Source organism: Sphingomonas bisphenolicum (assembly GCF_024349785.1).
In the GTDB taxonomy this organism is placed as follows: Bacteria; Pseudomonadota; Alphaproteobacteria; order Sphingomonadales; family Sphingomonadaceae; genus Sphingobium; species Sphingobium bisphenolicum.
In genome coordinates, this window is record NZ_AP018817.1 from 2,290,398 (window position 1) to 2,316,764 (window position 26,367).

24 protein-coding genes, 4 tRNA genes and 1 other RNA gene are annotated in these 26,367 nt (G+C 65.7%); 12 read left to right on the plus strand and 17 right to left on the minus strand.

The window, feature by feature from the left end:
• Positions 1 to 58 precede the first annotated feature (58 nt).
• A complete protein-coding gene (locus tag SBA_RS11285) occupies positions 59 to 508 on the plus strand; it encodes a hypothetical protein (RefSeq protein WP_224546038.1) in 450 nt (149 codons plus the stop codon).
• A gap of 42 nt (positions 509 to 550) precedes the next feature.
• Here SBA_RS11285 and SBA_RS11290 read toward each other — a convergent pair whose 3' ends face one another.
• The 10 genes from SBA_RS11290 to SBA_RS11335 all read right to left on the minus strand — a co-directional run bounded on the left by SBA_RS11290 (position 551) and on the right by SBA_RS11335 (position 12,008).
• Positions 551 to 2,356, minus strand: coding sequence for a carboxypeptidase regulatory-like domain-containing protein (locus tag SBA_RS11290; RefSeq protein ID WP_261934496.1), 1,806 nt, complete (start codon positions 2,354 to 2,356; stop codon positions 551 to 553).
• Positions 2,353 to 4,461 (minus strand): DUF4175 family protein, encoded by a 2,109-nt coding sequence (locus SBA_RS11295; protein ID WP_261934497.1) that lies wholly within the window; start codon positions 4,459 to 4,461, stop codon positions 2,353 to 2,355. Before SBA_RS11295 ends, SBA_RS11290 begins: the two co-directional genes overlap by 4 nt.
• Positions 4,458 to 5,603, minus strand: a complete 1,146-nt coding sequence (locus SBA_RS11300; RefSeq protein ID WP_261934498.1) for a BatA domain-containing protein — start codon at positions 5,601 to 5,603, stop codon at positions 4,458 to 4,460. The genes SBA_RS11295 and SBA_RS11300 overlap by 4 nt, the downstream gene beginning before the upstream one ends.
• A complete protein-coding gene (locus tag SBA_RS11305) occupies positions 5,600 to 6,493 on the minus strand; it encodes a DUF58 domain-containing protein (RefSeq protein ID WP_261934499.1) in 894 nt (297 codons plus the stop codon). Before SBA_RS11305 ends, SBA_RS11300 begins: the two co-directional genes overlap by 4 nt.
• A gap of 13 nt (positions 6,494 to 6,506) precedes the next feature.
• Entirely contained in the window at positions 6,507 to 7,496 is a 990-nt protein-coding gene (locus SBA_RS11310; RefSeq protein WP_261934500.1) for an AAA family ATPase, read from the minus strand.
• A 46-nt stretch (positions 7,497 to 7,542) separates the two neighbouring features.
• Positions 7,543 to 8,250 (minus strand): DUF4159 domain-containing protein, encoded by a 708-nt coding sequence (locus SBA_RS11315; protein ID WP_261934501.1) that lies wholly within the window; start codon positions 8,248 to 8,250, stop codon positions 7,543 to 7,545.
• Positions 8,251 to 8,266: 16 nt separating this feature from the next.
• Complete coding sequence (locus tag SBA_RS11320; protein WP_261934502.1) at positions 8,267 to 9,604, minus strand: TldD/PmbA family protein; 1,338 nt, start codon at positions 9,602 to 9,604, stop codon at positions 8,267 to 8,269.
• Between the two features lie 20 nt (positions 9,605 to 9,624).
• The gene (locus tag SBA_RS11325) at positions 9,625 to 11,259 is read right to left on the minus strand and encodes a TldD/PmbA family protein (protein WP_224546047.1); all 1,635 of its coding nucleotides are present in this window, start codon (positions 11,257 to 11,259) and stop codon (positions 9,625 to 9,627) included.
• Positions 11,260 to 11,532: 273 nt separating this feature from the next.
• A tRNA-Pro gene (locus tag SBA_RS11330) sits at positions 11,533 to 11,609 on the minus strand.
• 105 nt (positions 11,610 to 11,714) lie between these two features.
• Positions 11,715 to 12,008, minus strand: a complete 294-nt coding sequence (locus SBA_RS11335) for a JAB domain-containing protein (protein WP_224546048.1) — start codon at positions 12,006 to 12,008, stop codon at positions 11,715 to 11,717.
• 150 nt (positions 12,009 to 12,158) lie between these two features.
• On the opposite strand from SBA_RS11335, the gene thyA reads away from it, so the two are divergent.
• The 4 genes from thyA (at position 12,159) to SBA_RS11355 (ending at position 16,883) form a co-directional block, all read left to right on the plus strand.
• Positions 12,159 to 13,097, plus strand: a complete 939-nt coding sequence (gene thyA, locus SBA_RS11340; protein WP_261936719.1) for a thymidylate synthase — start codon at positions 12,159 to 12,161, stop codon at positions 13,095 to 13,097.
• Positions 13,098 to 13,216: 119 nt separating this feature from the next.
• Positions 13,217 to 14,512 carry a 3-methyl-2-oxobutanoate dehydrogenase (2-methylpropanoyl-transferring) subunit alpha gene (locus SBA_RS11345; RefSeq protein WP_224546049.1) on the plus strand — a complete coding sequence of 432 codons (1,296 nt, stop codon included), beginning with the start codon at positions 13,217 to 13,219 and terminating at the stop codon, positions 14,510 to 14,512.
• Positions 14,513 to 14,550: 38 nt separating this feature from the next.
• Positions 14,551 to 15,555 (plus strand): alpha-ketoacid dehydrogenase subunit beta, encoded by a 1,005-nt coding sequence (locus tag SBA_RS11350; RefSeq protein WP_261936720.1) that lies wholly within the window; start codon positions 14,551 to 14,553, stop codon positions 15,553 to 15,555.
• A gap of 5 nt (positions 15,556 to 15,560) precedes the next feature.
• Positions 15,561 to 16,883 (plus strand): dihydrolipoamide acetyltransferase family protein, encoded by a 1,323-nt coding sequence (locus tag SBA_RS11355; protein WP_261934503.1) that lies wholly within the window; start codon positions 15,561 to 15,563, stop codon positions 16,881 to 16,883.
• Between the two features lie 41 nt (positions 16,884 to 16,924).
• Here SBA_RS11355 and SBA_RS11360 read toward each other — a convergent pair whose 3' ends face one another.
• Positions 16,925 to 17,380 (minus strand): hypothetical protein, encoded by a 456-nt coding sequence (locus SBA_RS11360; RefSeq protein WP_390902448.1) that lies wholly within the window; start codon positions 17,378 to 17,380, stop codon positions 16,925 to 16,927.
• A gap of 198 nt (positions 17,381 to 17,578) precedes the next feature.
• Here SBA_RS11360 and SBA_RS11365 point away from each other — a divergent pair, with 198 nt between their 5' ends.
• The 4 genes from SBA_RS11365 (at position 17,579) to SBA_RS11380 (ending at position 19,169) form a co-directional block, all read left to right on the plus strand.
• Positions 17,579 to 18,733, plus strand: a complete 1,155-nt coding sequence (locus SBA_RS11365; RefSeq protein ID WP_224546053.1) for an AI-2E family transporter — start codon at positions 17,579 to 17,581, stop codon at positions 18,731 to 18,733.
• 42 nt (positions 18,734 to 18,775) lie between these two features.
• Positions 18,776 to 18,852 (plus strand) — tRNA-Asp (locus tag SBA_RS11370).
• Between the two features lie 82 nt (positions 18,853 to 18,934).
• Positions 18,935 to 19,011: transfer RNA gene (locus tag SBA_RS11375), tRNA-Asp, on the plus strand.
• Positions 19,012 to 19,092: 81 nt separating this feature from the next.
• Positions 19,093 to 19,169, plus strand: a tRNA-Asp gene (locus tag SBA_RS11380).
• Positions 19,170 to 19,251: 82 nt separating this feature from the next.
• On the opposite strand, the gene aqpZ is transcribed toward SBA_RS11380, so the two are convergent.
• The 6 genes from aqpZ to SBA_RS11405 all read right to left on the minus strand — a co-directional run bounded on the left by aqpZ (position 19,252) and on the right by SBA_RS11405 (position 21,796).
• Positions 19,252 to 19,983, minus strand: coding sequence for an aquaporin Z (gene aqpZ / locus SBA_RS11385; protein WP_261934504.1), 732 nt, complete (start codon positions 19,981 to 19,983; stop codon positions 19,252 to 19,254).
• 260 nt (positions 19,984 to 20,243) lie between these two features.
• Positions 20,244 to 20,486 carry a DUF2842 domain-containing protein gene (locus tag SBA_RS11390; protein ID WP_224546057.1) on the minus strand — a complete coding sequence of 81 codons (243 nt, stop codon included), beginning with the start codon at positions 20,484 to 20,486 and terminating at the stop codon, positions 20,244 to 20,246.
• The gene (locus SBA_RS11395) at positions 20,483 to 21,070 is read right to left on the minus strand and encodes a 5-formyltetrahydrofolate cyclo-ligase (protein WP_261934505.1); all 588 of its coding nucleotides are present in this window, start codon (positions 21,068 to 21,070) and stop codon (positions 20,483 to 20,485) included. Before SBA_RS11395 ends, SBA_RS11390 begins: the two co-directional genes overlap by 4 nt.
• Positions 21,071 to 21,105: 35 nt before the next feature.
• A non-coding RNA gene (ssrS, locus tag SBA_RS25380) (6S RNA) lies at positions 21,106 to 21,262 on the minus strand.
• Positions 21,263 to 21,273: 11 nt separating this feature from the next.
• Positions 21,274 to 21,609 carry a cell division protein ZapA gene (locus SBA_RS11400; protein WP_261934506.1) on the minus strand — a complete coding sequence of 112 codons (336 nt, stop codon included), beginning with the start codon at positions 21,607 to 21,609 and terminating at the stop codon, positions 21,274 to 21,276.
• Positions 21,602 to 21,796, minus strand: coding sequence for a hypothetical protein (locus tag SBA_RS11405; RefSeq protein ID WP_224546062.1), 195 nt, complete (start codon positions 21,794 to 21,796; stop codon positions 21,602 to 21,604). Before SBA_RS11405 ends, SBA_RS11400 begins: the two co-directional genes overlap by 8 nt.
• A 193-nt stretch (positions 21,797 to 21,989) precedes the next feature.
• Between SBA_RS11405 and tkt the strand changes: the two genes are divergently transcribed.
• The 3 genes from tkt (at position 21,990) to SBA_RS11420 (ending at position 26,354) form a co-directional block, all read left to right on the plus strand.
• Positions 21,990 to 23,951: a transketolase gene (gene tkt, locus SBA_RS11410; protein ID WP_261934507.1), complete on the plus strand. Its 1,962-nt coding sequence runs from the start codon at positions 21,990 to 21,992 to the stop codon at positions 23,949 to 23,951.
• A 43-nt stretch (positions 23,952 to 23,994) separates the two neighbouring features.
• The gene (gene gap / locus SBA_RS11415) at positions 23,995 to 25,005 is read left to right on the plus strand and encodes a type I glyceraldehyde-3-phosphate dehydrogenase (protein WP_261934508.1); all 1,011 of its coding nucleotides are present in this window, start codon (positions 23,995 to 23,997) and stop codon (positions 25,003 to 25,005) included.
• 146 nt (positions 25,006 to 25,151) lie between these two features.
• Entirely contained in the window at positions 25,152 to 26,354 is a 1,203-nt protein-coding gene (locus tag SBA_RS11420; protein WP_261934509.1) for a phosphoglycerate kinase, read from the plus strand.
• The last annotated feature ends 13 nt before the right edge of the window (positions 26,355 to 26,367 follow it).

Sequence of the window (26,367 nt, forward strand, 5' to 3'; positions counted from 1 at the left end):
GCTACAGGCACCGCGCAGGCATGCTTCATCCTATCCCCGGCAGGCAGTTTCTCTTTTCATGCGTTATTTTCTCGACACCGAATTCAACGGCTTTGGCGGTACGCTGATCAGCGTCGCGCTGGTTCCCGAACATGGCGACCAGGAATTTTACGTGACACTGCCGCTGCCCGAAGAGATCGAGCCATGGGTGGAAAAGCATGTCATCCCCTATCTGCGCCACGTCCCGCCGGGCATCGACCTGGAGTTGAACCGGGTCGAGGCGGCCGATCATGTCGCCGCTTATCTGGAAGGAGACAGCGATCCGGTCATCATCGCCGACTGGCCAGAGGATCTGTCGCATTTCTGCGCGCTGCTGGTGACCGGGCCGGGCAAGATGGCGGGCGTGGATTTCGGGCTGCGGCTCGAACTCATCAATGCCGCCGGCTTCAGCGCCGCCGCCAACAGCCGCGTGCCGCACAACGCCCTGCACGATGCGCGGGCGCTGCGCGACTTCTACATGGCCGACTGACGCGCCCAAAGCCGATAGCCACGCGCCCTTGCTATGGCGCAGCTACTGCCGCACGGGATGAAGGGCGGCGTGACGACCAATGCGCGACCGCTCCAGCCACCAGAGCAGCGCGCTCGCCGCCAGCCATCCCACCCAGAAGGGCCAGGCCGATCCGGAACTGCCGGTCGCGATCGCCATGGTCGGCGCGTCGCGAGAGGTGGCGGACAGCATGGCCATCGCCTGCCGGTCGCGCGCGGCGCGCATGGCCGGCAATGCATCGCGCGCCTGAACGTGGAAGGGGCGAATGTCCTCCTTGACGCGCAGCCTGTGCCAGCCGGCCTTTGCGGGCCAGAAGCCGCCGCATCCCGCCACCGGCACCAGCTTGGTCCATACGCCATCGGCCGTTTCGACCACCGCATCGCTGCCAATATCGCACAGCGCCATCCGTTCGTCCGCCCAAGCAATGCCGGGGACGATCTGGCTGGACGGCGCAGGCCGCGCGACCGCCGTCAGCAGCGCCTGCCACCAGTCGCCATAGAGATCGCGCCGCCCGGTCAGGGTCAGGGCATAGCTATCGATTCCGGTGAACAGGGCGACACGCCCCAATCCGATCGCCCGCCAGGCCCCCAGCGTCGCGCCGCCCGCATCCTCCAGCAAGGGCACGGCCCCATCGTCGCCAGGCGTCAGGCCCAGGCGACTGACATCGGGCGCGATGTCTTCAGGCAAGGCCATGTCCACCGGCGCATCGTCGCTGCCGATGCCATGGCGGGTGCGGGCAACGGCTTCTTCGGCCGCTTTGGGCAAGGCCAGCGGCATAAGGCCGCCCGGACCACTCAGACCAAAGCCCAGCGCCTGCCATTGCGACCGCGTCGCGCCGTCGATTGCGCCGCCCGCGCGCAGAACCAGCCCCAATCCGCCGCGCACCGCCGCAATCAACGGGCCACGCATCCCCGCCCAGGCGCGATCGTCCACGATCGCTACGTCGAACCGGCGCAGCCCTGCCGCATCCAGCGCCACCGGCGCGTCGCCCAGGGCGATCCCGCCGCCCGCGCTCATCTGCGTCGTCACGTCGAAGCCGGCATCGCTTGCCCAGCGGCGCAGATATTTGACCTCCGGCCCCGGCGCACCCGCCAGGATCAGCAGCTTGGGACGGGCGCTTTCCGTCACCCAGACCGGCACGTCCGCCTGTTCGATCAGGCGCTTGTCCTTGCGCACGCGCAGCGTGAAGCTGACCGCGCCCGCCGCCCGCGCCGTGCCGGCGAGCCGGAAATGCCCGTCCCGGTCGGCCGCACCGCTGTCGGTCAGGCGCCCCGCCGGGTCGATCAACTCGATCGTTGCGTTGTCCAGCCCGGCCAGCGTTCCGCCCACCATGAAGCGACCGCCGGCCGCCACCCCCGGCGGTGGCGCCAGATCGACGATGCCGGCCCGCAGCGGTGGCGGGTCGAACCGCACCGACACCTGCCGCGCGGCGTCCACGTCTCGCGGGCCAAGTCCGTCGCCCAGCACATGGATGGCCGTGACGCCGGGATGACGCCGCAACGCCGTGGCCAGATCGGGCGCCGCTTCGCCGCCGCCGATCGCGGGCGCTTCCGGCAGCAGGATCAGCGGTGCGCCATCGGCCGCAACGGCAAGGCGCGATGTGCCGGCTGTCGCAATCCGCAGGCTGGTCGCGCCGCCATTCATCATCGGCGGGAAGAGGGCGCAGTAGAGCAGAACCGACACCACCGGCTGGAGCAGCATCAGCAATGCCAGCCGGACGGACGCAGCCTGGCCCGTCGCCGCCGCACGGCTATGCCATAGGCACAGTCGCACCCAGGCGAGGAGCGTGGCAAGCCCCAGGATCAGCGCAACCGCCCACTCAACCGTCATGGCGCCGCTCCGATCGCGCCCAGATAGCGTGCACCGGCCGCATCGACCGGACGACGCCGGGCCGGACGCGCCAGCGGCCGCTCCATCGCCGTCCAGAGCTGCGCGCGCAAACGGGCGCGGCAGGCCGTGCAGGCGGGATCGCTGCGCACCGCGTCGATCGCCCCCGTCAGCGCCAGCGCATCGGGCAGTCGCCCGGCATTGGTGCGCGTCCACGCCTCCAAGGCGCCCAGCGCGATCGGCCCGCGGATCGCATCCGGCCCGTCGCCCAGCGCTCGCCATGCGGCAGCGGCGGGGCCGTCGCGTCCTTCTACAGGGGCGATGCCCAATGTGCGGTTCGCCAGCCCCTCGCGCTTGCCGGTCATGCGTCGGGTCGCGTCGATCGGCGGCAATTCCGGGCCGACCCGCGACAGGAAGATGCGGGTCGCCTGCTGCACCTCCTTGATGAAACGCAGCGCCTTATAGGCGAAGGGCAGGGCCAGGTCTGGCCGCCCCTGCTTCAACTCCCGTTCGGATTGCCACATTTCGTTGACGGCCTGTTTCAGGATCGCGCGGGTTTCGGGATCGAGACTGGAGGCGGGGCTATCCTCATGGGGATGGCCGAAATCGCCCAGCACATCCTCCGGCGCGCCGAAGCCGGCACTGGGCTGTTTCGGCGGTCCGCCATGGTCGTGGCCGTCGCCTTCGCTATGTCCGTCCGCGGTCGGCGATTCCGGCTCGCCTTCCTCCTCGCCACCCAGAAACTGGCTGTAGCGGCCACGCAATATCTGCTGGTCGCCGCCGATCGACGCCGATCGCGTCACAAAACGGTCGGACGCCAGCGCGCGCTTCTGTTTGATGAGCGCTTCTGCATCGATGATGATCTGCCGCTGGCTGCGGAAATAAGCGGGCAGGGTGGTGTTCACCATCCCCTCCATCCCGCTGCTTTCGGGCTGTTTTGCCGATGGCCAGCGCAGGATCAGGCTGGGACCGCGCATCTCCTGCGGAGCGGGGGAGCGATTGTCGCGCACGATCAACTGCACGACCATGTCGCCGCCAGCGACGAAACCGAAGCTGGCAAAGTCGAGCCGCGGCGCAAAGCGTCGGTCGCGGGCCGGGCCGCTCCCCGCTACGGCGATTTCCCGTTCGCTGAAGGTCACATTCTCGCCCTCGCCGATGGCCAGCGTCACGCGTAGCCGGGCGGTCGCGGCGACGCCATAATCGTCGGTCGCGGCAAAGATTGGGGTCCAACTGCGCTGGCCCGGCGTGATCATGGACAGGCTGGCGGTCGGCGACAGCGCCTTCACCTGCGGCGGCGAGTCGGCGATGGCGTCGATCCGGTGCAGCGGCGGGGGCGGGCCGCGCGCGTCGGCGGGATCGATGCGATAGAGAAAGGACGCATCGAGCGTCCGGCTGGCGATCCATGTCTCGCCGTCGCGGCGCAGGCCCGGCGGTTGGCCTGCAAGCATCGCCAGACGGGGGGCGCTCGCCTGCGGATCGAACCGCAGCGTCCATTCCAGCCGCGCGCCCTGCGGCGCGCGCGCATCGAGCGAGGCGGAATCGCGCACCGGCATGCCGGTATAAGCGGGCGGGATGATGCGCAGATTTTGCGCGATCAGGCGCGGGATGCCGGGCCGGGCGGGCAGGCCTTCCAGCGCGGGTGCCAGGGTCGGCGGCCCTTCGCCGGGACGCGGCCACAGCAGGGCGACGACGACCACCGCTACGGCCACAAGACTGAACGCCAGCAGCGACCGGCGCGACCAGTCGGGCCTCAGATCCTTTGGCGTGCCATGATCGATCCGCGCCGCGATGCGATCGCGCTGAAGCACCTGCAACGGCGCAAGCGGGGCATGTTGGGCGAACAGCAGCGCGCTGCTGTCCTCCAGTTCCGGGCGATTATTGTCGAGGCTGCGGACCAGCCAGGCGCGATCGAAGCGAGCGGCGCGCCGACGCGCGATGAAAAATGCAATGGCGCTGCCGATCGCGACCAGCAACAGGGCGAAGGCCGGTCCCCCCAAGCGCCAGCCGACGGTGCCGGCAGCGACCAGTAACGGCAACGCCAACGCCCACGTATCGGTCAATGCCCGCCAGCGTGCGGGCGCGATCCAGCGCGCGAGCAGCGCCGTCATGGCGCGACGCCCCTGCTGCGGCGCGTCGCCATCCAGCGCTCGACCAGCAGCCCCAGCGCGATCAGCAGGGCCAACCAGGGCCGCAAGGATTGCGGCGGCTGGTCATAGCTGCGCCCGCCCGTCAACGGTGCATAATCGGCGGCGGCGACGCGCGCAGGTGGCGTCAAGGGGGCTAACAGCGCGCGCAATTGAACGGGGAAATCCGCGCCCGCCAATATGGGCATCTGCGCCGGCGTCAGCGCGCGCGTGAAATGCAGCAGGCGTCCCTTGCCGATCGGCAGCGCCTCCGCCATCGGGACGCCCAGTTCGTCGCGCCAGACCGGCAGGGCAGGGCGGCCGCCCGGCAAGCGTGCATCGCTCGCCGCCAGCACCGTGCCGCCATCCTCCACCCGGCGCAGGACGCCGTCCGGCAAGGTGCCGCCTGCCAGCCAGACCAATATCCGTCGCCGGTCGGGCAGCGGGGCATCGATCGACGCCGTGTCGATATCCGCCTCACGTCCCGCCGGTTGCCATGCCAGCGCGGCGGCGCGGATGTAGCGCAGCGCGCCGCGATGATCGGCATCGACGCGAACGGACAGGCCCGGCGGCGGTGCCAGCTTGACGTCGGCATCCGCCATGTTCCCACTCGTGATCCGCCATGTCACCTTGCGCGAAAGGCGCAGCCGATCGGCGTCCGCGCCGTCGATGATTGAGGGCGTGACGATAGTCAGTGGCGTTCCGGCCGGCAATTCCGCGTCGATCTGCCGGATCAGGCTGGCGATCGGCAGCGGCCCGGCCGGCCGGGGCGCGTCGATCTCCGGGAAGCCCGGCGCGATCCAGCGGAGGCGGCTATCCCCGAACGCCGCGGCGTCAAATTGCGCGCCCGGCACCACGGCGACATAGGGGCTGCGATCGGCCGCGCCGAACAGGATCGGCTGCGCCAGCCACAATGCCGCCAGCGCCAGCAACGCCATCCTTGCCAGCAACAAGGGCCATTCGTCGAAGCGCAGCCGGGAGCGCGGCTTCGGCTTCTGCCGCAGCCAGCGCAACGCGGCGAAATCGGTCGGCCGTTGCTCGCTCTTGCGCGCGATATGGATGACCAGCGGCACGACCAGCGCCAAAAGTGCAGCCAGCGCCGCCGGGAAGAGCAGTCCCATGCTCATGCATAGTCCGCCGCGCCATGGGCGGAAAAGAGGCGGCGCAGCGGCAGGTCGATCGGTTCGTCCAGCACATGCGCGACATGGCGGATGCCCGCACCGTCCAGCCGGGCGTGCAGCGCGGCGCGGGCTTCCCCGAAGCGGGCGATGAATCCGGCCCGCAATGCCGCGCCGTCCCCCAGATATTCCTCGCCCGTTTCGGGATCGCGAAAGCGATAGCCGCCGTCGAAGGGGAAATCCCGTTCGGCGACGGTCAGCATCTCGATCACCAGCGTTTCGCGCCCGGCCGCCGCCAGTTTCTCCGCCAGCGCCACCGCGCCGTCATCGAAACAGTCGCTCAGCAGGATGACCAGGTCATGCGCGCCGATCCGCTCCCACACCGGCCCCAGTTGCGCCTCCGCCGCAAAGCCGCGCGCGGGATGGACGGTCAGCAGGTCGAGCAGCAGCCGGTCGCGCTGGCGCGCGCCGGTCGCGGGCGGCAGCAATGCCAGCCCCTCGTCACCCAGCGCCATGAAGCCGAAGCGGTCGCCCTGTGCCATCGCCAGTTCGGCGATGGCGGCGGTGATGCTTTTGGCCGCGTCGAGACGGCAATAGTCAGGACGCACGGCGTCGGCCTGCCCCATGGAGGCGCTGGCGTCGATCATTATCCACACCGCGACCGGGCTTACGCGCTCGGCTTCGCGCACGAAGAATTTGTCCGACCGGGCGTAGAGTTTCCAGTCGATCTGTCGCAGTTCGTCGCCCGGTTCATAGGCGCGATATTGGGCGAACTCCAGCCCCGCGCCCCGGCTATGGCTCCGGTGCTGGCCCAGCCCATGCGATCCCACCGCCCGACGCGTGACGAGCCGCAGGCCGCGAAGGCGGCTGCGCACGTCAGGGGGGATCAGGTCGACCATCGCCGGGCCGGGTTCAGGCGAGCGGCACGGCGCGGATCAGGGCGGCGACCACGTCGTCGGCGCTGTGCCCCTCCGCTTCGGCGGCGAAGGACAGCAGCAGGCGATGGCGCATCACCGGCGCGGCGAGCGCGGCGATATCCTCGCGCGTTGCGGCCAGACGACCATGCAGCAGCGCGCGCGCCTTGGCGCACAGGATCAGCGACTGGCCGGCGCGCGGCCCTGCGCCCCATTTCACATATTTGCGGATATCTTCCGGTGCGCCGTCGCCGGGGCGGCTCGCCCGTACGATCCGCGTCACCCAATGGAGCAACTCGTCGCTGAAATGCACGTCGCGCACCAGCCGCTGGAGCGCCAGCACATCCTCGCCCTCCATGACCATGGGGACCATGCCAGCCGTCGCCCCGGTGGTCTGGGCCAGGATCGCGCGTTCTTCCTCTTCGGTCGGATAATCGACGCGGACATGGAGGAGGAAGCGGTCGAGTTGCGCTTCGGGCAGGGGGTAGGTGCCGGCCTGCTCCAGCGGGTTCTGCGTCGCCAGCACGAAGAAAGGCTTGGGAAGTTGATGCGTCACGCCGCCATAGCTGACTGTCTTTTCCTGCATCGCCTCCAGCAGCGCCGCCTGCGTCTTGGGCGGGGTCCGGTTGAGTTCGTCGGCCAGCAGCAGGTTGGTGAAGACCGGCCCTTGTTGAAAGCGGAAGCTGCGATGGCCGGTGCCATGATCCTCCTCCAGCAATTCGGTGCCCAATATGTCGCTGGGCATCAGGTCGGGGGTGAACTGGACGCGGCGGAAATCTAGCTTCAACGCCTCGCCCAGCGACCGGACGAGCAGCGTCTTGCCCAGCCCCGGTACGCCTTCCAGCAGGCAATGGCCGCCCGCCAGCAGGCCGATCAGCAATTGCTCCACCACATCGGCCTGACCGACGATCGCCTGCCCGATCGCCGCGCGCAATTGGGTCAATCGCGCAAGACGGGCCTGGATTTCGGCTTCGGTAATTTCGGTCATGTCATGTCCCTTGATGGACGAATGGCGGGAACGGGGAAGGGGGCTGTCACACCGACAGCGCATACATCACGATATTGACCGCGAACTTCGTATTGTCCTCGGCCAGGAAGCGCTTGTTGCGCCAGTCATAATCCCATTCGCAGCCATAATCCTTGTTGCTGTACAGAACGCCCAGCCGGCCGTTCACCTCTATCCCTTTCAGATAGTTGTGGACCAGATCGTCGCCCCAGCCATTGAGTTCCAGCCCGGTATTGGGCGGCCCATCATCGAATTTGAAGAAGCTGCGGTAGAGGCCATGGCTCTTGGGCAGCGTCTTCAACGCCTTCGGCCCGAAAATCTTTGCCATCTGCGCCTCGAACGAGCGGGCGAACAGGCCGTCTATGTCATGGTTGCAATCGTCCACCATCACGAAGCCGCCATTGCGGACATAGCGTTCGAAATTGCGGCGTTCGGCCGCCGAAAATTCGACCAGCTTGTGCCCCGCTATGTAGCAGAAGGGCGCGGTCAGCATCTTGGGGTCCGATAGCGCGACCACATGCTCCTTGGGGTCCACCCGCAACGTCGTATAGTCGATCAGGGACGTGATCATGTTCGACGGCATGCGCTGGTCGACGTCCCAGTCGCCCGAATCGTATCGCAACCGCGTGAACCAGAAATCATACCCCCCGGCTGCCGCGGCGGCGGCGAACGGCCGGGCCAGCAACCCGCTGGCCAGACCGCCCGCCATCAACCGGAGAAAGTCGCTGCGCGTCATGCCTTGGGCGTCGACCTCACACCGCGTCCGACAGCGAGGTGAAGGTGAAGTCGCGCAGCTTCATCGGCGGGATCACCATGACCATGTCCGATTCGTCGCTCTTCACCCGCACCGGCTTGCCGAACTCCTCGACATTGTTGAGCATGATGACGGGGCTTTCGTTGAAGCGGAAATTCTTCACCGGATATTTGATCTGGCCATTTTCGATATAGAAGGTGCCGTCGCGGGTCAGGCCGGTCAGCAGCACCGTCTGCGGATCGACCATGCGGATATACCAGGTGCGCGACACCAATATGCCGCGTTCGGTGGTGCGGATCAGGTCGGCGGTCGACTTGGTGCCGCCTTCCATGATGACGTTGCCGAACTGCGCCTGTTCCGGCTTGCCCTGCTTTTGCGACCAGAAACGGCTGTAATTCATGTTCACCAGCTTGCCGTTCTGAATGATCGGCAGCTTCTTGCGCGGCAGGTTGTCGCCATCGTCCCAGGGCAGCACCGCCGCGCCGGGATAGGCGGGGTCGGTGAACATCGTGACCTGCGGGCCATAGACCTGCTCGCCCAGCTTGTTGCCGCCGCCCTTTTTCGACAGGAAGCTGCGGCCTTCATCGGCCGATCGTGCGTCGAAGAAGAACATCATGAAGGCGACCAGCCCGGCCGCCGCCGCCGGTTCCAGGATCACGGTATATTTGCCCGGTTCCAATGCCTTGGCCTCGGCCGACGCGCTCGCCTTGCGCATGGCGACGCGAATATCCTCGCCCGCGTTGAAGGTCGCGACGTCCTGCACATTATGCCCGACCCAGCCGGACCCGCGCCCATCCTCGGTGCGGACGGTGCAGGTATAGTCGGAACTGGTCGACGTCTGGTAACCGTAATTGCCCTTGCTGTTCAGGAAGGCGACGAAGCCCGCCTGATCCTCCAGATAGCCTGCCGCGATCAGCTTCTCGGCGCGGCAGGGGCCGATCGAATCGGTCGCTACCTTGGCGCGATAGGCCGCGTCGATACCCGCCGTCGATGCGCTGAACGTATCGGTCTTCATATAGGTCTGCTTGGGCAGCGCCGGCATGAATTCCGGATTTTCCGGGGCCAGCTTGGCCAGCTCCTCGGCGCGGCGCACCACGCGCTCCAGCGCGGCGTCGTCGAACTGGTTGATCGTCGCGGTGCCGACGCGCTTGCCGAACGCGACCTGCACGGACAGTTCGATATTGTCGGTGATGCCCGCGGTGGACACGTCATTGCGCGCGAAGCGAACATTGCCGCGGATCGCGCCGATCAGTTGGGCGGTGCATTCGTCCGCCTTGGAAAAGCCCACGACCTTGGTCAGGATCGTCTTGGCCTGTGCTTCGGAAAGGATGCTCATATCTTTGTCTCCCTAACCGATCAGCCGAGCGAACGGGCGGTGTTGATGACGTTGATGCCGTTGAAGCGCGCGGTCGACGATCCGTGCGACACGGCCGAAACCTGTGCCGGCTGCCCCTTGCCGTCGAAGAAGGAGCCGCCCAGGCGATAATCGCTGGCGTCGCATACCCCGGCGCACCCGTTCCAGAATTCGGGCGTGCGGATCTGGTAGGCGACATCCTCGATCTGCTGGGTGATCTTGCCCTGCTTGATCTCGTAGAAGAGCTGCCCGCCGAACTGGGCGTTATAGCGCTGCTGGTCGATCGAAAAGCTGCCGTCGCCGATGATGTAGATACCATCCTCGACATTGGAAATCATGTCGGCGACGCTCATCTTGGCCTTGCCCGGCTCCAGGCTGACATTGGCCATGCGCTGGAACTGCACGTTGGACCAGCTATCGGCATAGGCGCAGCCGTCCGACGCGGCCTTGCCCTCGATATGGGCCTGGTCGCGGATCGCCTGATAGCCGACCAGCTTGCCGTCGCGGATCAGATCCCACTTCTTGGTCTTCACGCCTTCGTCGTCATAGGACACGGCGCCCAGGCTGCCCGGCTGGGTCTTGTCGGCGACGATGTTCACCTTGTCGCTGCCATATTGGAAATGGCTTTGCAGCTTGTCCATCGTGGCGAAGCTGGTGCCGGCATAATTGGCTTCGTAACCCAGCACGCGGTCGAGTTCGAGCGGATGGCCGACCGACTCGTGGATCGTCAGCCAGGTATGCGACGGGTCGAGCACCAGATCATATTTGCCGGGCTTGACCGAAGGCGCCTTGATCTTTGCCATCGCCTGCTTGGCGGCGGCGACGGCGTCTTCCTTCATATCATAGGACTGGCCATAGACGGTGACGCCATTGGGCAGCACGGTCTTGCCGCTGGCCGCCCCGTCCAGATATTCATAGCCCAGCCCCATCGGCGCCGACAGGCCTTCGCGCACGCGGAACTTGCCGCTCGCCTTGTCGACCGCGGTGACTTCCATCGGCGCCCAGATGCGATGCACGTCCTGGTCGATATAGCTGCCGTCGGTGCTGGCGAAATATTTCTGCTCGTTCACCAGGAACAGGATGGAACGGATGAAGCTGGCTCCGGCGTCCAGCGCCGCGGCATTCACGCCCATCAGCAGGTCGACCTTGTCCTTGATCGGCACGGTCATGCTGTTCTTGACGATCGGCGTGCGCCAGCTGACCTCGCCCACGCCCGTCACCGGGGCGAGCTGGACCGGCGCGCTCTGGCCCGGCGCATTGGCCTTGGCGATGGCGACGGCTTGGCCCGCGGCCTTGGCGACGGCTTCCTTGGTCATCTCGTTGGTGGCGGCAAAGCCCCAGGCGCCATTGGCGATCACGCGGATTCCCACGCCGGTCGATTCGGTGTTCACCACATTTTCGACGTTGCGTTCGCGGGTGATGACGAACTGGCGCAGATAGCGACCGACCCGCACGTCGCAATAGGATGCGCCCGCGCTCTTGGCCGCGTTCATCGCGGCGTCGGCCAGTGCCTTCTTCACCGCCACGTCGATGGCGCTGTTCAGTTCCTCGGCGGCAATCACCTTGCCGAACATGGATGGGAGAAGGAGTCCTCCTGCGCCCGCGGCGCCAAAGGCCAGAAAATCGCGTCTGTGCAAGGCTTGTCTCCCGCCTGACTATGCCCGCAGGACGCGGGTCGGATTATATGTGGATCACGGTTTGCGGCCGTATCGGCTTGATAAGGTGGATCATCGCCGTCTGGGTCGGCGGGGTCAAACATCTTTTACGGATGCACAAGAAGGCTGACTATGCTTTCGACAGATGACATCTGTCGAAAAATACTCGCCGCCAAAAGCCGCACAGGCACGACAAATCGGCGGAGAAGGCTATGCCATCCCGCTGATATATCGTCATATCTGACTATGAAAATGTGGTCGGGGAAAGAGGATTCGAACCTCCGGCCCCTGCCTCCCGAAGACAGTGCTCTACCAGGCTGAGCTATTCCCCGACCGATGCCGAAGCCGCTTTGTGGGCGGCCCCGTAAGGCAGGAGTGGGCCTATAGAGGGGGCTTTCCAGACTGGCAAGCGGGCAATGACGCTTTTTTTGCAGTGGTTAGAGAAGCCCCGCCGCGCGGAAGCTGAAGCGGCTTTCGCCCGCATGGATCAAGTGATCGGCCAGCCGGATCTCCAGCGGCCGCAAACGACGCGCAATGGTTCGCGTCAGGGCGACATCGCGCCAGCAGGGCAGGTGTGACGCATGACCGCCGCGTCGCTGGATCAGGGCGACCCAGCTGCCTTCGTCTCTCAGCAGGTGGTGCAGCACGCCATGCCAATCCTGGCGCAGCGTCAGCAGGCGTTGCGGTCGCCAGGCGCCATCCAGAATCGCGATCGCCAGTTCGTCCTCCATGCGTGCAGGATGCCGCGATCGCCATCCGGCGGGCAGTGGAACAAGAACCCTTTCGGACGGTGATTGCATATCCCGGTCCGATTGGCGCGGCCGCCGTCATGGGCTAAAGCATCGGGCTATATCCATTCGCAGGAACCCGCCTTGACCGACATGCCTTCCTCGTCCGTGCCCCATTATGAGCAGCAATATCTGGACCTGATGCGGCATATCTGGCGGCATGGCGACGAACGGGTCGATCGCACCGGGGTCGGCACCCGCTCGATCCTGGGTGCGACGATGCGATTCTCGCTGGCCAATGATGCGGTGCCGCTGCTGACCACCAAGCGGGTCTATTGGAAGGTCGCGGCGCGCGAGATGCTGTGGTTTCTGACCGGCGACACCAATATCCGCGAACTGGTGCGGCAGGGCGTGCATATCTGGACCGACTGGCCGCTCGACGCCTATCGCAAGGCGACCGGCGAGGATATAGACCGCGACACGTTCGAAATGCGGATCGTCGGCGACGATGATTTCGCCCGGCAATGGGGCGATCTGGGTCCGGTCTATGGCGCGCAATGGGTGAACTGGCCGCGCTATGAGGCGGTCGGCGACGGACTCTATCGAAAGGCGGATCAGGGCCATAACCAGATCGCCGATCTGGTGCAGGCGATTCGCGTCGCTCCCGGCTCGCGCCGCCTGCTGTTCACCGGCTGGAACGTGGCGGAAGTGGCGCAGATGGCGTTGCCGCCCTGCCATATGACCTATCAGTTCCAGGTGTCGGACGGCAAGCTCAACGGCTTGTTGTTCCAGCGTAGCTGCGACCTTGGCCTGGGCTTCGCCTTCAATATTTTCGGCCTCTCGATGATCACCCGGATGCTGGCGCAGCAGTGCGATCTGGAACCGGGCGAGGTGGTCTGGCAGGGCGGCGACGTCCATCTCTATCTGAACCATGCCGCGCTGGTGGAAGAGCAGATGGATCGAATCCCATCCGGCACACCCAAATTGCGGATCAATCGGCGGCCTTCGAGTATTTTCGATTATCGGATCGAGGATTTCGATGTCCTTGATTATGCGCCACAGGCCCATATTTCCGCGCCGGTGGCTGTCTGACGAGACAGCGAGCCGGACAGTAGTAAAAGGAAAATGGGTAAGGAAGGCTTGCCTTTTGTGGCGTTGTAATTTAATAATTGCGTCAAGCAAGATTATTGCAATGCATCATAGGAGGCAGGATGAGCGATCCGACCGGATCAGGCGGTATTGAGGGGCAGCCAGGGCGTAATCTGCCGCCGCTGCGCCTGCACGTGCCCGAGCCGCCCGCGCGGCCCGGCGAAAGCGCCGACTTCACCCATTTCGACATTCCCGCCGCCGATGCGGCGCCCCGCCCGGACGAGGCGGCGCAGCCCGACGCCATGCGCGACATGGCCTATGGGCTGATTCGCGTGCTGGATGAGGATGGCGCGGCGGTGGGCGCCTGGAACCCCAAGCTCCCGCCCGAAACGCTGTTGCGGATGCTCCGCACCATGGCGCTGACCCGCGCCTTCGACGCACGCATGTTCCGCGCCCAGCGCCAGGGCAAGACCAGCTTCTACATGAAATCGACGGGTGAAGAGGCGGTGTCGATCGGCGCGGCGCTGGCCCTGTCGCGCGACGATATGTGCTTTCCCAGCTATCGCCAGCAGGGGATTTTGCTCGCGCGCGACTGGCCGCTGGTCGACATGATGAACCAGATTTATTCCAACAAGGGCGACCGGCTGAAGGGGCGCCAATTGCCGATTATGTATTCGGCGCGGGACGCGGGCTTCTTCTCCATCTCCGGCAACCTTACCACCCAATATCCGCAGGCGGTGGGCTGGGCGATGGCCAGCGCCGCGCGCGGCGACACGCGCATCGCCGCGACCTGGTGCGGCGAAGGATCGACGGCGGAAGGGGATTTTCACTCGGCCTGTACCTTCGCCAGCGTTTATCGCGCACCCGTCATCATGAATGTCGTGAATAACCAATGGGCTATCAGTAGCTTTTCAGGTTTTGCCGGAGCCGAGTCGACCACCTTCGCCGCACGCGCCGTGGGCTATGGCATCGCCGGCCTGCGGGTCGATGGCAACGACATCCTCGCCGTCTATGCCGCGACGCGCTGGGCCGCCGATCGGGCGCGGTCCAATGCCGGGCCGACCCTTATCGAGCATTTCACCTATCGCGTCGAAGGGCATAGCACATCGGACGATCCGACCGCCTATCGCTCTGCCGAGGAAAGCAGCCTCTGGCCGCTGGGCGATCCGATCGCGCGGCTCAAAGCCCATTGCATCGGCTTGGGCATCTGGGACGAGGATCGTCACGCCGCGATGGACAAGGAATTGGCCGAACTGGTCCGCGACGCTGCGCGCGAGGCGGAGAAGAACGGCATATTGGGCCACGGCCTCCACCATCCGATGGAGAGCATGTTCGAGGATGTGTTCGAAGAGATGCCCCGGCACCTCAAGGAACAGCAGCAGCAGATGCTGGACGAATGGAAGGCGGCAGGACTGTGAGCGAAGTCATGACACAGGAAACTGCCGACACCATCCACATGAACATGATCCAGGCGATCAACAGCGCCATGGACGTGATGATGGAGCGTGACCCGACCGTGGTCGTGATGGGCGAGGATGTCGGCTTTTTCGGCGGCGTTTTCCGCGCCACCGCGGGCCTTCAGGCGAAATATGGCAAGAACCGCGTGTTCGATACGCCGATTACCGAATGCGGGATCATCGGCGTGGCCGTGGGCATGGGCGCCTATGGCCTGCGCCCGGTGCCGGAAATCCAGTTCGCCGACTATATTTATCCGGCGCTCGACCAGCTCGTGTCCGAAGCCGCGCGGCTGCGTTACCGCTCGGCGGGCGAGTTCATCGCCCCGATGACGGTCCGGTCGCCCTTCGGCGGCGGCATTTTCGGTGGCCAGACCCACAGCCAGTCGCCCGAAGGCATCTTCACCCATTGTTCGGGGATCAAGACGGTGATCCCGTCCACGCCCTATGATGCCAAGGGACTGCTGATCGCCGCGATCGAGGATAATGACCCGACCCTATTCTTCGAGCCCAAGCGCATCTATAACGGCCCGTTCGACGGCCATTATGATACGCCGGCGACCAGTTGGGCCGGTCATGCCGATGCGCAGGTGCCGACCGGCTATTACCGCATCCCGTTGGGCAAGGCGCGGATCGCGCGGGCAGGCGACGCGCTGACCGTCCTCTGCTACGGCACGATGGTCCATGTCGTCGAGAATGTGGTCGCGACGCTGGGCATCGACGCGGAGATCGTCGACCTGCGCAGTCTGGTTCCGCTGGACATCGACACGATCGAGGCGTCGGTGAAGAAGACCGGCCGCTGCCTGATCGTGCATGAGGCGACGCGAACCAGCGGTTTCGGCGCGGAATTGCTCGCCCAGGTGCAGGAGCGCTGCTTCTACCATCTCGAAGCGCCGATCGAGCGCGTCACCGGCTTTGACACGCCCTATCCGCACAGCCTGGAATGGGCCTATTTCCCCGGGCCGGTGCGTATCCGCGAAGCCATCAACAAGATCATGAAGGACTAAGGGTCATGGCGCTGTTCACGTTCAAGCTGCCGGACATCGGCGAAGGCATCGCACAGGCGGAGGTCGTCGGCTGGCACGTCAAGGTCGGCGATCGGGTCGAGGAAGACCAGCCGATCGCCGACATGATGACCGACAAGGCGACGGTCGAGATGGAAAGCCCGGTTGCGGGCACCGTGGTGCGTCTGGCCGGCGAGCCGGGCGACCAGATCTCTATCGGCGCCATGCTGGTCGAGATCGAGGTGGAAGACGAAGCCGCCGCCGCGCCGCCGCCATCGGTGGAGACGATCGAGGCGGAAACGCCGGGCGAGGCGGTGATCGAGGCAACAGAAACTGCCCTTCCTGGAAGTTCAAACGAGCCACGTGCCTCGTTTGAAGGGCCGGGGGTGGATAGCGAGCATCGCCAGCCTTCCGCCGTCGAAACGCCGGAGCCGCCTGCGGCGGCACCCACCCCCAACCGGAGGGTAGAAGAACCTGTCCTCGCGTCGCCCGCCGTCCGCGCGCGCGCCAGGGAATTGGGCGTCGATCTCGCCCAGGTGAAGCCGTCCGGCGACCATGTCCGCCATTCTGACCTCGACGCCTATCTGCTCTATGGCCAGGGGCAGGGCTATCGCCCCGCGGGACGATCGGCGAAACGCGCCGACCAGCAGGTCAAGGTCATCGGCATGCGCCGCCGCATCGCGGAGAATATGGCCGCGTCCAAGCGCGCCATTCCCCACTTCACCTATGTCGAGGAAATTGACGTCACTGCGCTGGAGGATCTGCGCGAGCAGCTCAATGCGAACCGCGGAGACCGGCCCAAGCTGACCATGTTGCCGCTGCTGATCGTGGCGCTGTGCAAGGCGCTGCCCGACTTCCCGATGCTCAACGCCCGCTATGATGACGAAGCGGGCGTGGTCACGCGCCATGGGTCGGTGCATCTGGGTATGGCGACGCAGACCGATTCGGGGCTGATGGTGCCGGTGATCCGCGACGCGCAGGACCGCAATGTCTGGCAACTGGCGAGCGAAATCCGCCGACTGGCCGACGCCGCGCGCAGCGGCAAGGCGAAGTCGGAGGAACTGTCCGGCTCCACCCTGACGCTCACTTCCCTGGGTCCGCTTGGGGGGATCGCCACCACGCCGGTCATCAACCGGCCCGAAGTCGCGATCATCGGCCCCAACCGCGTGATCGAACGTCCTGTATTCAAGGGCAAGGAGATCGTTGCGGCGAAGCTGATGAACCTGTCGATCAGCTGCGATCACCGCGTGGTCGATGGCTGGGATGCGGCGAGCTTCGTCCAGGCGGTGCGCAAGCTGCTGGAGGCGCCGGCCTTCCTGTTCGTGGACTGATCGGCATGACGGACCGGGCGGCGTCGGCGTCGCCCGGTTTCCTACCGCATGACCGCGCGATAGCTTAATCGTCCGGCCCGGCCTGGCGGCACGGCTTCGGGCAGTTGCCAGCGTATATGGGTGACATCCTCCGCCACCGCCCGACGCACGCCGCCCAGCGGGGTCGGCAGCCAGAGCTGGTCCAGCCGGCCCCAATGGCCGCCACCATCGACCGACACCTGCATATGGGGATCGCTGATGTCCGGGCGGGTGCCGTGCGGCACCGCGCGGGTGACGGCATAGTCGCGCACGGGCTGGGCGCCATCATTGCGCCAATGGACGATCACGATCAGCGTGTCGCCGGGGCCGACCCGGTCGGCGCTCTCCAATGTCCGGCGCGGGCGGCCGTTGATGTCGGTCGATACGCGCTCCACGAACATTTGCGTGCCCAGCCGGATCGCCGGCTGCGCGGTGGCAGGATGCGCGGCCATCAGGCCCGTCGCCACAGCCAGCGCCATAGGAACCGGAGCCCAAAGCATCCGCGTCATTCTCTTCCCCGTTCTTGCGTCCCCTGCGGCCGTGATTAGCGACGGCGCGCAAATATTTGGTTAAGCCCGCCTTTTCCGCTCATGTTGGGGCGATGACGCCCTTTGTAAATTGACGCTGCACCGCGGGCGGCGCACATCGGACGGGAACGAAAAGGGAATCGACCGCGCGTGACCATGAATGAGCAGCAAGAGGTCAACCGGCGTCGCGACCGGCTGCTCGCGTCGATCGCGCTGACATCGGGCATCGGCCTGATCCTGGCGCTGCCCTTCGCCCTGCGCGCGGGGGCGGAATTTTTCCTGCCGCTGACCGCCGCACTGGTCATCGCCATCGCGTTGGTGCCTTTGCTGGAATGGATGGAGCGGCGCGGGTTACCGTCGGGGCTGGCGGCGCTGATCGCGATGATCGGCTTTCTCGTCGTCGCCAACACCGCGCTGGTGCTGATCGTGGTGCCGGCGACCGACTGGTTCCGCATCCTGCCCCAGCGCCTGCCGCAGATTCAGGCGAACCTCGCCCCGCTGATCGACTTCTACGCCAATCTTCAGCGCTTCGTCGACGAAACGGTGCGGATGGTGGCCAACGGGCCGGTTGCGGCGGCGCAGACGGCCGCGGTCGATGCACCGCGGTCGCTGTTGCAATTCGCAGCCACCTCCGCTCCCTCGGCGATCATCCAGATGGTGTTCGCGCTGCTCATCATCTATTTCTTCCTGGCGGGCTGGACCCGGTTGCGACGCCGCACGATCAACAGCCGTGGCAGCTTCGACGGCGCCATGGCGGTGGCCCGGGTGATCCAGAATATGGTCGATGCGACGTCGGCCTATGTCATCACCATCGCCACCATCAACCTGTGCCTGGGCCTGGCCATCGCCTTCGCGCTGTGGCTGATCGGCATGCCGTCTCCGCTGATGTGGGGCGGCATCGTCGCGCTGCTGAACTTCATTCCCTATTTCGGGCCGATGCTGGCGGCGATGCTGCTGGGACTGGGCGGCCTGATGGTGTTCGACGACGTCTATGTCGCGCTGCTGCCGGCGGCATTGCAGGTCGGTTTTCACCTGGTGGAGGCCAATGTCGTTACGCCGATGCTGCTGGGCCGGCGGCTGACGATGAACCCGCTGCTGATTCTCGTCTCGCTGGCCTTCTGGGGCTGGGTATGGGGTACGCCCGGCGCGTTGCTCGGCGTGCCCCTGCTCATCATCATCCAGACCGTGGTGTCGGCGGCGGGAACCCCCGATATTGCCGGTTTCCTGTTCGAGCAGGGGACGCTGACCGTGGCCCCGCGCAAAGAAAATGACGAGAAAGAGGAAAGTCCCGTTGCGGACGGTTGACAGCATCGGCGGACGCTCATAGACGGCGCTTCCACACCAAACGCGGGTGTAGCTCAGTTGGTTAGAGTGCCGGCCTGTCACGCCGGAGGTCGCGGGTTCGAGCCCCGTCACTCGCGCCACTTTCCCTGACAGGAAGGTGGAAATGGTGTTCCAGGCCGTATCGTCTGGTGGCTGCAAGGTCACGAAAAGATGCCACCCTGCGCGGGTGTAGCTCAGTTGGTTAGAGTGCCGGCCTGTCACGCCGGAGGTCGCGGGTTCGAGCCCCGTCACTCGCGCCACTCTCCCTGACGGGAGGGTGATTTCTCCCAGATTTGCATCATCTGGCGGCTTTCGGGCCGGAAAACATGCAAGCGCCTTACGCGGGTGTAGCTCAGTTGGTTAGAGTGCCGGCCTGTCACGCCGGAGGTCGCGGGTTCGAGCCCCGTCACTCGCGCCATTCCCCGTTCCGACCGGGAGTGGCGCTATCGCGTAACATGATCGGGCCGACGCCATCGGCCCCGGCCCGACCCAGACAATTTTTACAGATTCTCGCCCACGATAGCTGGTGCGAGCGGCTCTTCCGCCAGCCAGCGATAGGCGCCGCCGGCGACCAGCGCGCCGATCATCGGGGCCAGCCAGAACAGCCATAGTTGTTGCAGCGCCATGCCACCGACCAGAAGGGCCGGGCCGGTGCTGCGCGCCGGATTGACCGATGTGTTGGTGACCGGGATGCTGATAAGGTGGATGAGAGTCAGCGCCAGCCCGATCGCGATCGGCGCGAATCCGGCGGGCGCGCGGCTGTCGGTCGATCCTAGGATGATGATGAGGAAGCCGAAGGTCAGCACCGCTTCGATCGCCAGCCCTGATCCCAGCGCATAGCCGCCGGGCGACAGCGGCCCGAAGCCGTTCACCCCCAGGCCATTGCCGGCCAGCGCATAGCCCGGCTGGCCGCTGGCGATGTACAGCAGCAGCGCCGCCGCGATGACCGCACCCACCAGCTGGGCGACGACATAGGGAGCGATGTCGCGCACGGGGAAGCGGCCCCCGGCCCACAGGCCCACGGTCACCGCGGGATTGAGATGGCAGCCGGAAATATGACCTATCGAATAGGCCATGGTCAGGACGGTGAGGCCGAAAGCCAGGCTGACGCCCAGCAGGCCTATGCCGACATCCGGGAAGCCCGCCGCCAGCACCGCGCTGCCGCAACCACCGAAGACCAGCCAGAATGTGCCGAATGCTTCGGCGAAAAGTCTCTTGCCCAACGGAACCATAGCATCCTCCTGTGAAGGGATATTCCCGCCACCGGCATGGTCTGGGTCCGGTGCGGGGTGGCGCCGCCCGGGGATTTCAGGAAAATATCGACATGAAGGATGGTCGCCCCGGCTGGAGCGCCACGCAAAGCTGGCCGACGCATGGACATGCCTTCGTCCCCCAATTCGGAAGCGCCGAAACCTGTCCCGGAACAGCGGGATTACCCGTTACGGCCCCTCAACGATATCGGGATATCGTGAAATGCAGGGCCTGTCACTGCCTATCCGCGGCGCCAGCGCCCGGTTTCCATCCAGGCAAGCAACCGCCTGAGCGGCAGCACCCAGATCCACACGATCCCCAGCACGACATAGATGGGCGCCTGCGCCCACATCGGCAGCGCGCCGATCAGGCCCGACAGGCTGCCCACCAGCACCGCCCACAGCGCGATCAGCCCCACGATCGCGAACATCCCTACGGGCTTGCGCCAGCTCGGCTGGTGGTAATGGCGCGGGTCGATGCTCACAGTTCCGGTCCTTCGATCAGTTCGACTTCGGTCATGATGATGTCCAGCGGCAGATCCCACGGGTCGGCGGGCAGGGTGTCGATCTCCTGCGCGGACCAGGCGATACCGACCCGCAGCGCATCGCGGAAACGGGCGAAGGCGCGGTCATAATAGCCGCCGCCCTGGCCCAGCCGGTTCATCGCCCGGTCGAACCCGACCAGCGGCGCGACGATGACGTCGGGCGTCACCGGCCCGTCGCCCGGTTCGGGGTGGCTGGTGCGGAACGGACCGGGCACCAGTTGATCTTCGGGCTGCCAGACCAGGAAATCCATGCTGCCCAGCCGGTCGAGCACCCGCGGCAGCGCCACGGTCTTGCCCTGCGCCTGCAACTGCGCCGCCATGCGCTGGGCCGGGGCTTCGTCATCGACCGCCATATAGAGCGCCACGACCTGCGCATCGGCGATCCGGCGCGCCAATGGCGACGGGATCGCCTTGAACGCCAGCCGATGCGCGAGCGGGTCGAGCGTGGCGACGAAATTGGTTCGGCGCTGCCGTGCGATCGCGCGCAATGCCGTCTTGTCGGCGGCGGGGGTGTCGTCGCTCATCATGGCCTTCTGGAAGAAGCGGGGCGGGGGAGGGTGACGGGACCGCCTTGGCCGTGTGCTGGAATATCCTCTGACGCCTCAACGTCAGGTGGGGACCATGTAGATCGGGCCGGAGCCCGCCCAGGGACAGCCCCCTTGGATGTGATTATCGCCTCAGGGATGTTCGCTAAAGCTCGTACCAGGCAGAACCCGTCTCCACCAATCTAGGCGTTCGCGGTTCGGGCGGCAAGCCGGTCGCGCAGCTTTTCTATCCGCCCGGCCAGCGCTTCGATCGCGCGGGCGCTCGGTTCGTCGTCGCCATCCAGCGGCAGGCGGGTCTGCCGTCCCGCCACTTCGCGTTTCAGGTCGTTCAACTCGTCGGCCAGGAACAGCGCGGCAAACAGCAGGGTGCGCACCTCGGTCAGGCCGGGCGTGTTTTGCTGCGCCACCCGCGCCTTGTCCTCGATCAGCGTGGCGAGATGGCCCAGATGCGCCTCTTCCCCGTCGCGGCAGCGGATCGGATAATGCCGTCCGGCGATCACCAGCGTCGTTTCAGCCATGGGCATGCCCTTTCAGCGTGTCGATCAGATCGTCCAGGGATCGCAGCGCGGCGCGCGCGGCGCCCTGGTCCAAAGCGGGGAGGGGGTTGGCCGGGGCGGTATCCACCAGACCCGCCACATCCTGTTCAAGCCGGCTTACAGCACGCTCCAGCGTGCCGATCGCCTGCATCATGCGGTCGCTTGCCATCGTCCATCCATAGCGAAAGTCGGGGCCATGCAAAAGCAGTCTTTCTGGCCGATTACAGCGCACTTCTCACGCTTCGTGCCGCCGCTGCGGTTGACGCATGGGGCTTGACGCGACAAAGGGGGCGCGATCTCGACTCGCCTGCATACGCGCGGGCGCGGTCTTTTGCATGTTTCAGGAAAGACGCCCGCCCGCCATGACCGTTTCCGAAAAGTCGCTCGCCAACGCCATCCGGGCGCTGTCCATGGATGCCGTGCAGGCCGCCAACAGCGGTCATCCGGGGATGCCGATGGGCATGGCCGATGTGGCGACCGTGCTGTTCGGCGATTATCTGAAATTCGATCCGACCCAGCCCAAATGGGCCGATCGCGACCGCTTCGTGCTGTCGGCGGGCCATGGCTCGATGCTGATCTACTCGCTGCTGCACCTGACCGGCTACGCCCGCCCCACGATCGAAGACATCGCCAATTTCCGTCAATTGCACAGCCCCTGCGCCGGTCACCCGGAGAATTTCGAGCTGGCGGGCGTGGAAGCGACCACCGGCCCGCTGGGGTCGGGCCTTGCCACCGCCGTCGGCATGGCGATCGCCGAGCGTCACCTGAACGCGCAGTTCGGCGACGATCTGGTCGATCACCGCACCTGGGTGATCGCCGGCGACGGTTGCCTGATGGAAGGCATCAACCATGAAGCCATCGGTCTGGCCGGTCACCTGAACCTCGGCCGCCTGATCGTGCTGTGGGACGACAACAAGATCACCATCGACGGCGCCGTCGACCTGTCGAGCAGCGAAGACGTCCTCGCCCGCTACGCCGCCACCGGCTGGCATGTCGTGTCGTGCGATGGCCATGACGTCGCCGACGTGCGCCGTGCGCTGGCCGAAGCCGTCGCCGACGGCCGCCCCTCGATCGTCGCCTGCGCCACCAAGATCGGCTATGGCGCGCCGAACAAGGCTGGCACATCGGGCGTTCACGGCTCGGCGCTCGGCACCGACGAAGTTGCCGCCGCCCGCGAGTTTCTCGGCTGGACCGCCGAACCCTTCGTCATCCCGGCCGACATTGCCGACGCCTGGAAGGCGATCGGCGCCAAGGGCCGAGATGTTCGCGCTGCGTGGGAAGGCCGCCTTGCAAGTGACGAGAAGGCTGGGGAATTCACCCGCCGCATGGCTGGCGACCTGCCCGCCGACTTCTCGCTCGACGCCTATATCGACACGCTGATCGCCAATCCGCAGAAGGTCGCGACCCGCAAGGCGAGCGAACTGGCGCTGGGCGCGATCAACGATCTGCTGCCCGAAACGCTGGGCGGATCGGCCGACCTTACCGGCTCCAACAACACCAAGACCAAGTCGACCGGTCCGCTGACGAAGGACGATTATTCGGGCCGTTACGTCTATTACGGCATCCGCGAATTCGGCATGGCCTGCGCGATGAACGGCATGGCGCTGCATGGCGGCGTGATCCCTTATGGCGGCACCTTCCTCGTCTTTTCCGACTATATGCGCGGCGGCATCCGTCTCGCCGCGCTCCAGCAGCAGCGCGTCATCCATGTCCTGACCCATGACTCGATCGGTCTGGGCGAAGACGGTCCGACCCACCAGCCGATCGAACATGTCATGTCGATGCGCATGATCCCGAACCTCGACGTCTATCGCCCGGCCGACATCGTCGAGACGGCGGAATGCTGGGAACTGGCGCTCAAGGATGCGACCGGCCCGTCGGTGCTGGCGCTGACCCGCCAGAACCTGCCGCAGTTGCGCACGGAAAAGAGCGAAAATCTGTCGGCGAAGGGCGCCTATCGCCTCGTCGCCGCCACCGCCGCGCGCAAGGCGGTGATCATCGCCACCGGTTCGGAAGTCGAAATCGCCGTCGCCACCGCCAAGGCGCTGGAAGAGCAGGGCATCGGCGTCGATGTCGTCTCCATGCCCAGCTTTGCCCATTTCGATGCGCAGGATGCCGCCTACAAGGCCGATATCCTGCCCGCCAATGTGCTGCGCGTCTCGATCGAGGCCGGCACGACCTTCGGCTGGGAACGCTATACCGGCCTCGACGGCCTGCGCTTTGGCATCGACGGCTTCGGCGCATCGGCCCCGGCCGAAGACCTCTACGATCATTTCGGCCTGACCGCCGCCAAGATCGCGCCGCAGATCGCGGCTGCGCTCTAAATTCATAACCAACCGAACAACAACACCTCAGGAGGCTAGTGCAGTGGCAACGAAGGTAGCAATTAACGGTTTCGGACGTATCGGCCGCCTGGTGGCGCGCGCCATTCTCTCGCGCACCGACCATGACCTCGAACTGGTCAGCATCAACGATCTGGGCGACGTCAAGTCCAACGCCCTGCTGTTCAAGCGCGACTCCGTCCATGGCAATTGGGCCGGCGACGTCAGCGTGGACGGCGATTTCCTCGTTGTCGATGGCAAGAAGATCAAGGTGACGGCCGAGCGCGATCCCGCCAACCTGCCGCATGCCGACCTGGGCGTCGAAATCGCGCTGGAATGCACCGGCATCTTCACCACAAAGGACAAGGCCAGTGCGCATCTGACCGCTGGCGCCAAGCGCGTGATCATTTCCGCGCCCGGCACCAATGTCGATCGCACCGTCGTGTTCGGCGTCAACCATGACGCGCTGACAGCCGACGACATCGTCATTTCGAACGCGAGCTGCACCACCAACTGCCTGGCGCCGCTCGCCAAGGTGCTGAACGACGCGATCGGCATCGAAAGCGGCTTCATGACGACGATCCACAGCTACACCAACGACCAGAATACGCTGGACCAGCTGCACAGCGACATGCGCCGCGCCCGCGCCGCCGCCCTGTCGCAGATCCCGACCTCCACAGGCGCCGCCCGCGCGGTGGGTGAAGTCCTGCCCGAATTGAAGGGCAAGCTGGACGGATCGTCGATCCGCGTGCCGACCCCGAACGTCTCGGTCGTGGACCTGAAGTTCATTCCCAAGCGTCCGACCACGAAAGACGAGGTCAACAGCCTGCTCAAGGCCGCGTCGGAATCCGGCCCGCTCAAGGGCGTGCTGGGCTATTCGGACGAACCTTTGGTCTCGATCGACTATAATGGCGATCCGCGCAGCTCGACCGTCGACAGCCTGGAAACCGCCGTGGTCGATGGCAAGCTGGTCCGCGTGCTGAGCTGGTACGACAATGAATGGGGCTTCTCGAACCGCATGATCGACACCACCGGCGTCGTGGCGAAGTTTCTGTAAGATCAAGGTTGAAGGGCAGGCGAAAGTCTGCCCTTTTCGTCATCCCAGCGAAAGCTGGAATCTCGCTTTCTTCCTCACCATGGGAAAGGGAGAGAGATCCCAGCCTTCGCTGGGATGACGTCTGTTTAGGCTCAGGAGAGATAAAGATGACCAAGCCGTTCAAGACGCTCGACGATATGGGCGACATCACCGGCAAGGTGGTGCTGGTGCGCGAAGATCTGAACGTGCCCATGCAGGACGGTTCGGTCAGCGACGACACCCGTCTGCGCGCGGCGATGCCGACCGTGCTGGAACTGGCCGATCGCGGCGCGAAGGTGCTGATCCTTGCGCATTTCGGTCGCCCCAAGGGCCAGAAGAACCCTGAATTTTCCCTGTCGAAGATCACCCGTCCCCTGACGCAGGTACTGGGCCGCGAGGTGCAGTTCATCCCGGACTGTCAGGGTGAAGCCGCTATGGACGGCATCGCGGTCATGCGCCCCGGCGACATCGCCATCCTCGAAAACACCCGCTTCCACGCAGGCGAGGAAAAGAACGATCCCGCGCTGGTGGACGCCATGGCGGCGATCGGCGACCTGTACGTCAACGACGCCTTCTCCGCCGCGCACCGCGCCCACGCCTCGACCGAAGGGCTGGCCCGCAAGCTGCCCGCTTTCGCCGGTCGCTCGATGGAAAAGGAACTGGACGCGCTCCAGGCCGCGCTCGGCGAACCGGTCAAGCCGGTCGCGGCCGTCGTCGGCGGCGCCAAGGTGTCGACGAAGCTCGACGTGCTCAACAATCTCGTGAAGCAGGTCGACCATCTCATCATCGGCGGCGGCATGGCCAACACCTTCCTTTATGCCCGCGGCGTCGATGTCGGCAAGTCGCTGTGCGAAAAGGATCTGAGCGATACTGCCGAGGCGATCTTCGAAGCCGCCGAAACCGCCGGCTGCATCATCCACCTCCCCTATGACGTGGTTGTGGCGAAGGAATTTGCCGCCAACCCGCCCTCGCTGCGCACCTGCAACGTCCATGAAGTCGCGGAAGACGAGATGATCCTGGACGTCGGCCCCGCCGCCGTCGAGGCATTGGGCGATGCGCTCAAGAACTGCCGCACGCTGGTCTGGAACGGCCCGCTCGGTGCCTTCGAGATCGCGCCGTTCGACGCCGCGACCGTGGCGTTGGCCCGCACCGCAGCAGCTTTGACCAAGGAAGGCCAGTTGACGTCGGTTGCCGGCGGCGGCGACACCGTGGCGGCGCTCAACCATGCGGGCGTGGCCGCCGACTTCACCTTCGTCTCGACCGCTGGCGGCGCCTTCCTCGAATGGATGGAAGGCAAGGAACTGCCGGGCGTCAAGGCGCTGACGGCCTGACCCGATAGCGACA

Excerpts from the sequence above, each read along its gene's own strand:
- SBA_RS11285 (WP_224546038.1), top strand. The coding sequence starts at position 59 with ATGCGTTATTTTCTCGACACCGAATTCAACGGCTTTGGCGGTACGCTG.
- SBA_RS11290 (WP_261934496.1), bottom strand. The coding sequence starts at position 2,356 with ATGACGGTTGAGTGGGCGGTTGCGCTGATCCTGGGGCTTGCCACGCTC.
- SBA_RS11295 (WP_261934497.1), bottom strand. The coding sequence starts at position 4,461 with ATGACGGCGCTGCTCGCGCGCTGGATCGCGCCCGCACGCTGGCGGGCA.
- SBA_RS11300 (WP_261934498.1), bottom strand. The coding sequence starts at position 5,603 with ATGAGCATGGGACTGCTCTTCCCGGCGGCGCTGGCTGCACTTTTGGCG.
- SBA_RS11305 (WP_261934499.1), bottom strand. The coding sequence starts at position 6,493 with ATGGTCGACCTGATCCCCCCTGACGTGCGCAGCCGCCTTCGCGGCCTG.
- SBA_RS11310 (WP_261934500.1), bottom strand. The coding sequence starts at position 7,496 with ATGACCGAAATTACCGAAGCCGAAATCCAGGCCCGTCTTGCGCGATTG.
- SBA_RS11315 (WP_261934501.1), bottom strand. The coding sequence starts at position 8,250 with ATGACGCGCAGCGACTTTCTCCGGTTGATGGCGGGCGGTCTGGCCAGC.
- SBA_RS11320 (WP_261934502.1), bottom strand. The coding sequence starts at position 9,604 with ATGAGCATCCTTTCCGAAGCACAGGCCAAGACGATCCTGACCAAGGTC.
- SBA_RS11335 (WP_224546048.1), bottom strand. The coding sequence starts at position 12,008 with ATGGAGGACGAACTGGCGATCGCGATTCTGGATGGCGCCTGGCGACCG.
- thyA (WP_261936719.1), top strand. The coding sequence starts at position 12,159 with ATGCCTTCCTCGTCCGTGCCCCATTATGAGCAGCAATATCTGGACCTG.
- SBA_RS11345 (WP_224546049.1), top strand. The coding sequence starts at position 13,217 with ATGAGCGATCCGACCGGATCAGGCGGTATTGAGGGGCAGCCAGGGCGT.
- SBA_RS11350 (WP_261936720.1), top strand. The coding sequence starts at position 14,551 with ATGAACATGATCCAGGCGATCAACAGCGCCATGGACGTGATGATGGAG.
- SBA_RS11355 (WP_261934503.1), top strand. The coding sequence starts at position 15,561 with ATGGCGCTGTTCACGTTCAAGCTGCCGGACATCGGCGAAGGCATCGCA.
- SBA_RS11360 (WP_390902448.1), bottom strand. The coding sequence starts at position 17,380 with ATGGCGCTGGCTGTGGCGACGGGCCTGATGGCCGCGCATCCTGCCACC.
- aqpZ (WP_261934504.1), bottom strand. The coding sequence starts at position 19,983 with ATGGTTCCGTTGGGCAAGAGACTTTTCGCCGAAGCATTCGGCACATTC.
- SBA_RS11395 (WP_261934505.1), bottom strand. The coding sequence starts at position 21,070 with ATGAGCGACGACACCCCCGCCGCCGACAAGACGGCATTGCGCGCGATC.
- SBA_RS11400 (WP_261934506.1), bottom strand. The coding sequence starts at position 21,609 with ATGGCTGAAACGACGCTGGTGATCGCCGGACGGCATTATCCGATCCGC.
- SBA_RS11405 (WP_224546062.1), bottom strand. The coding sequence starts at position 21,796 with ATGGCAAGCGACCGCATGATGCAGGCGATCGGCACGCTGGAGCGTGCT.
- tkt (WP_261934507.1), top strand. The coding sequence starts at position 21,990 with ATGACCGTTTCCGAAAAGTCGCTCGCCAACGCCATCCGGGCGCTGTCC.
- SBA_RS11420 (WP_261934509.1), top strand. The coding sequence starts at position 25,152 with ATGACCAAGCCGTTCAAGACGCTCGACGATATGGGCGACATCACCGGC.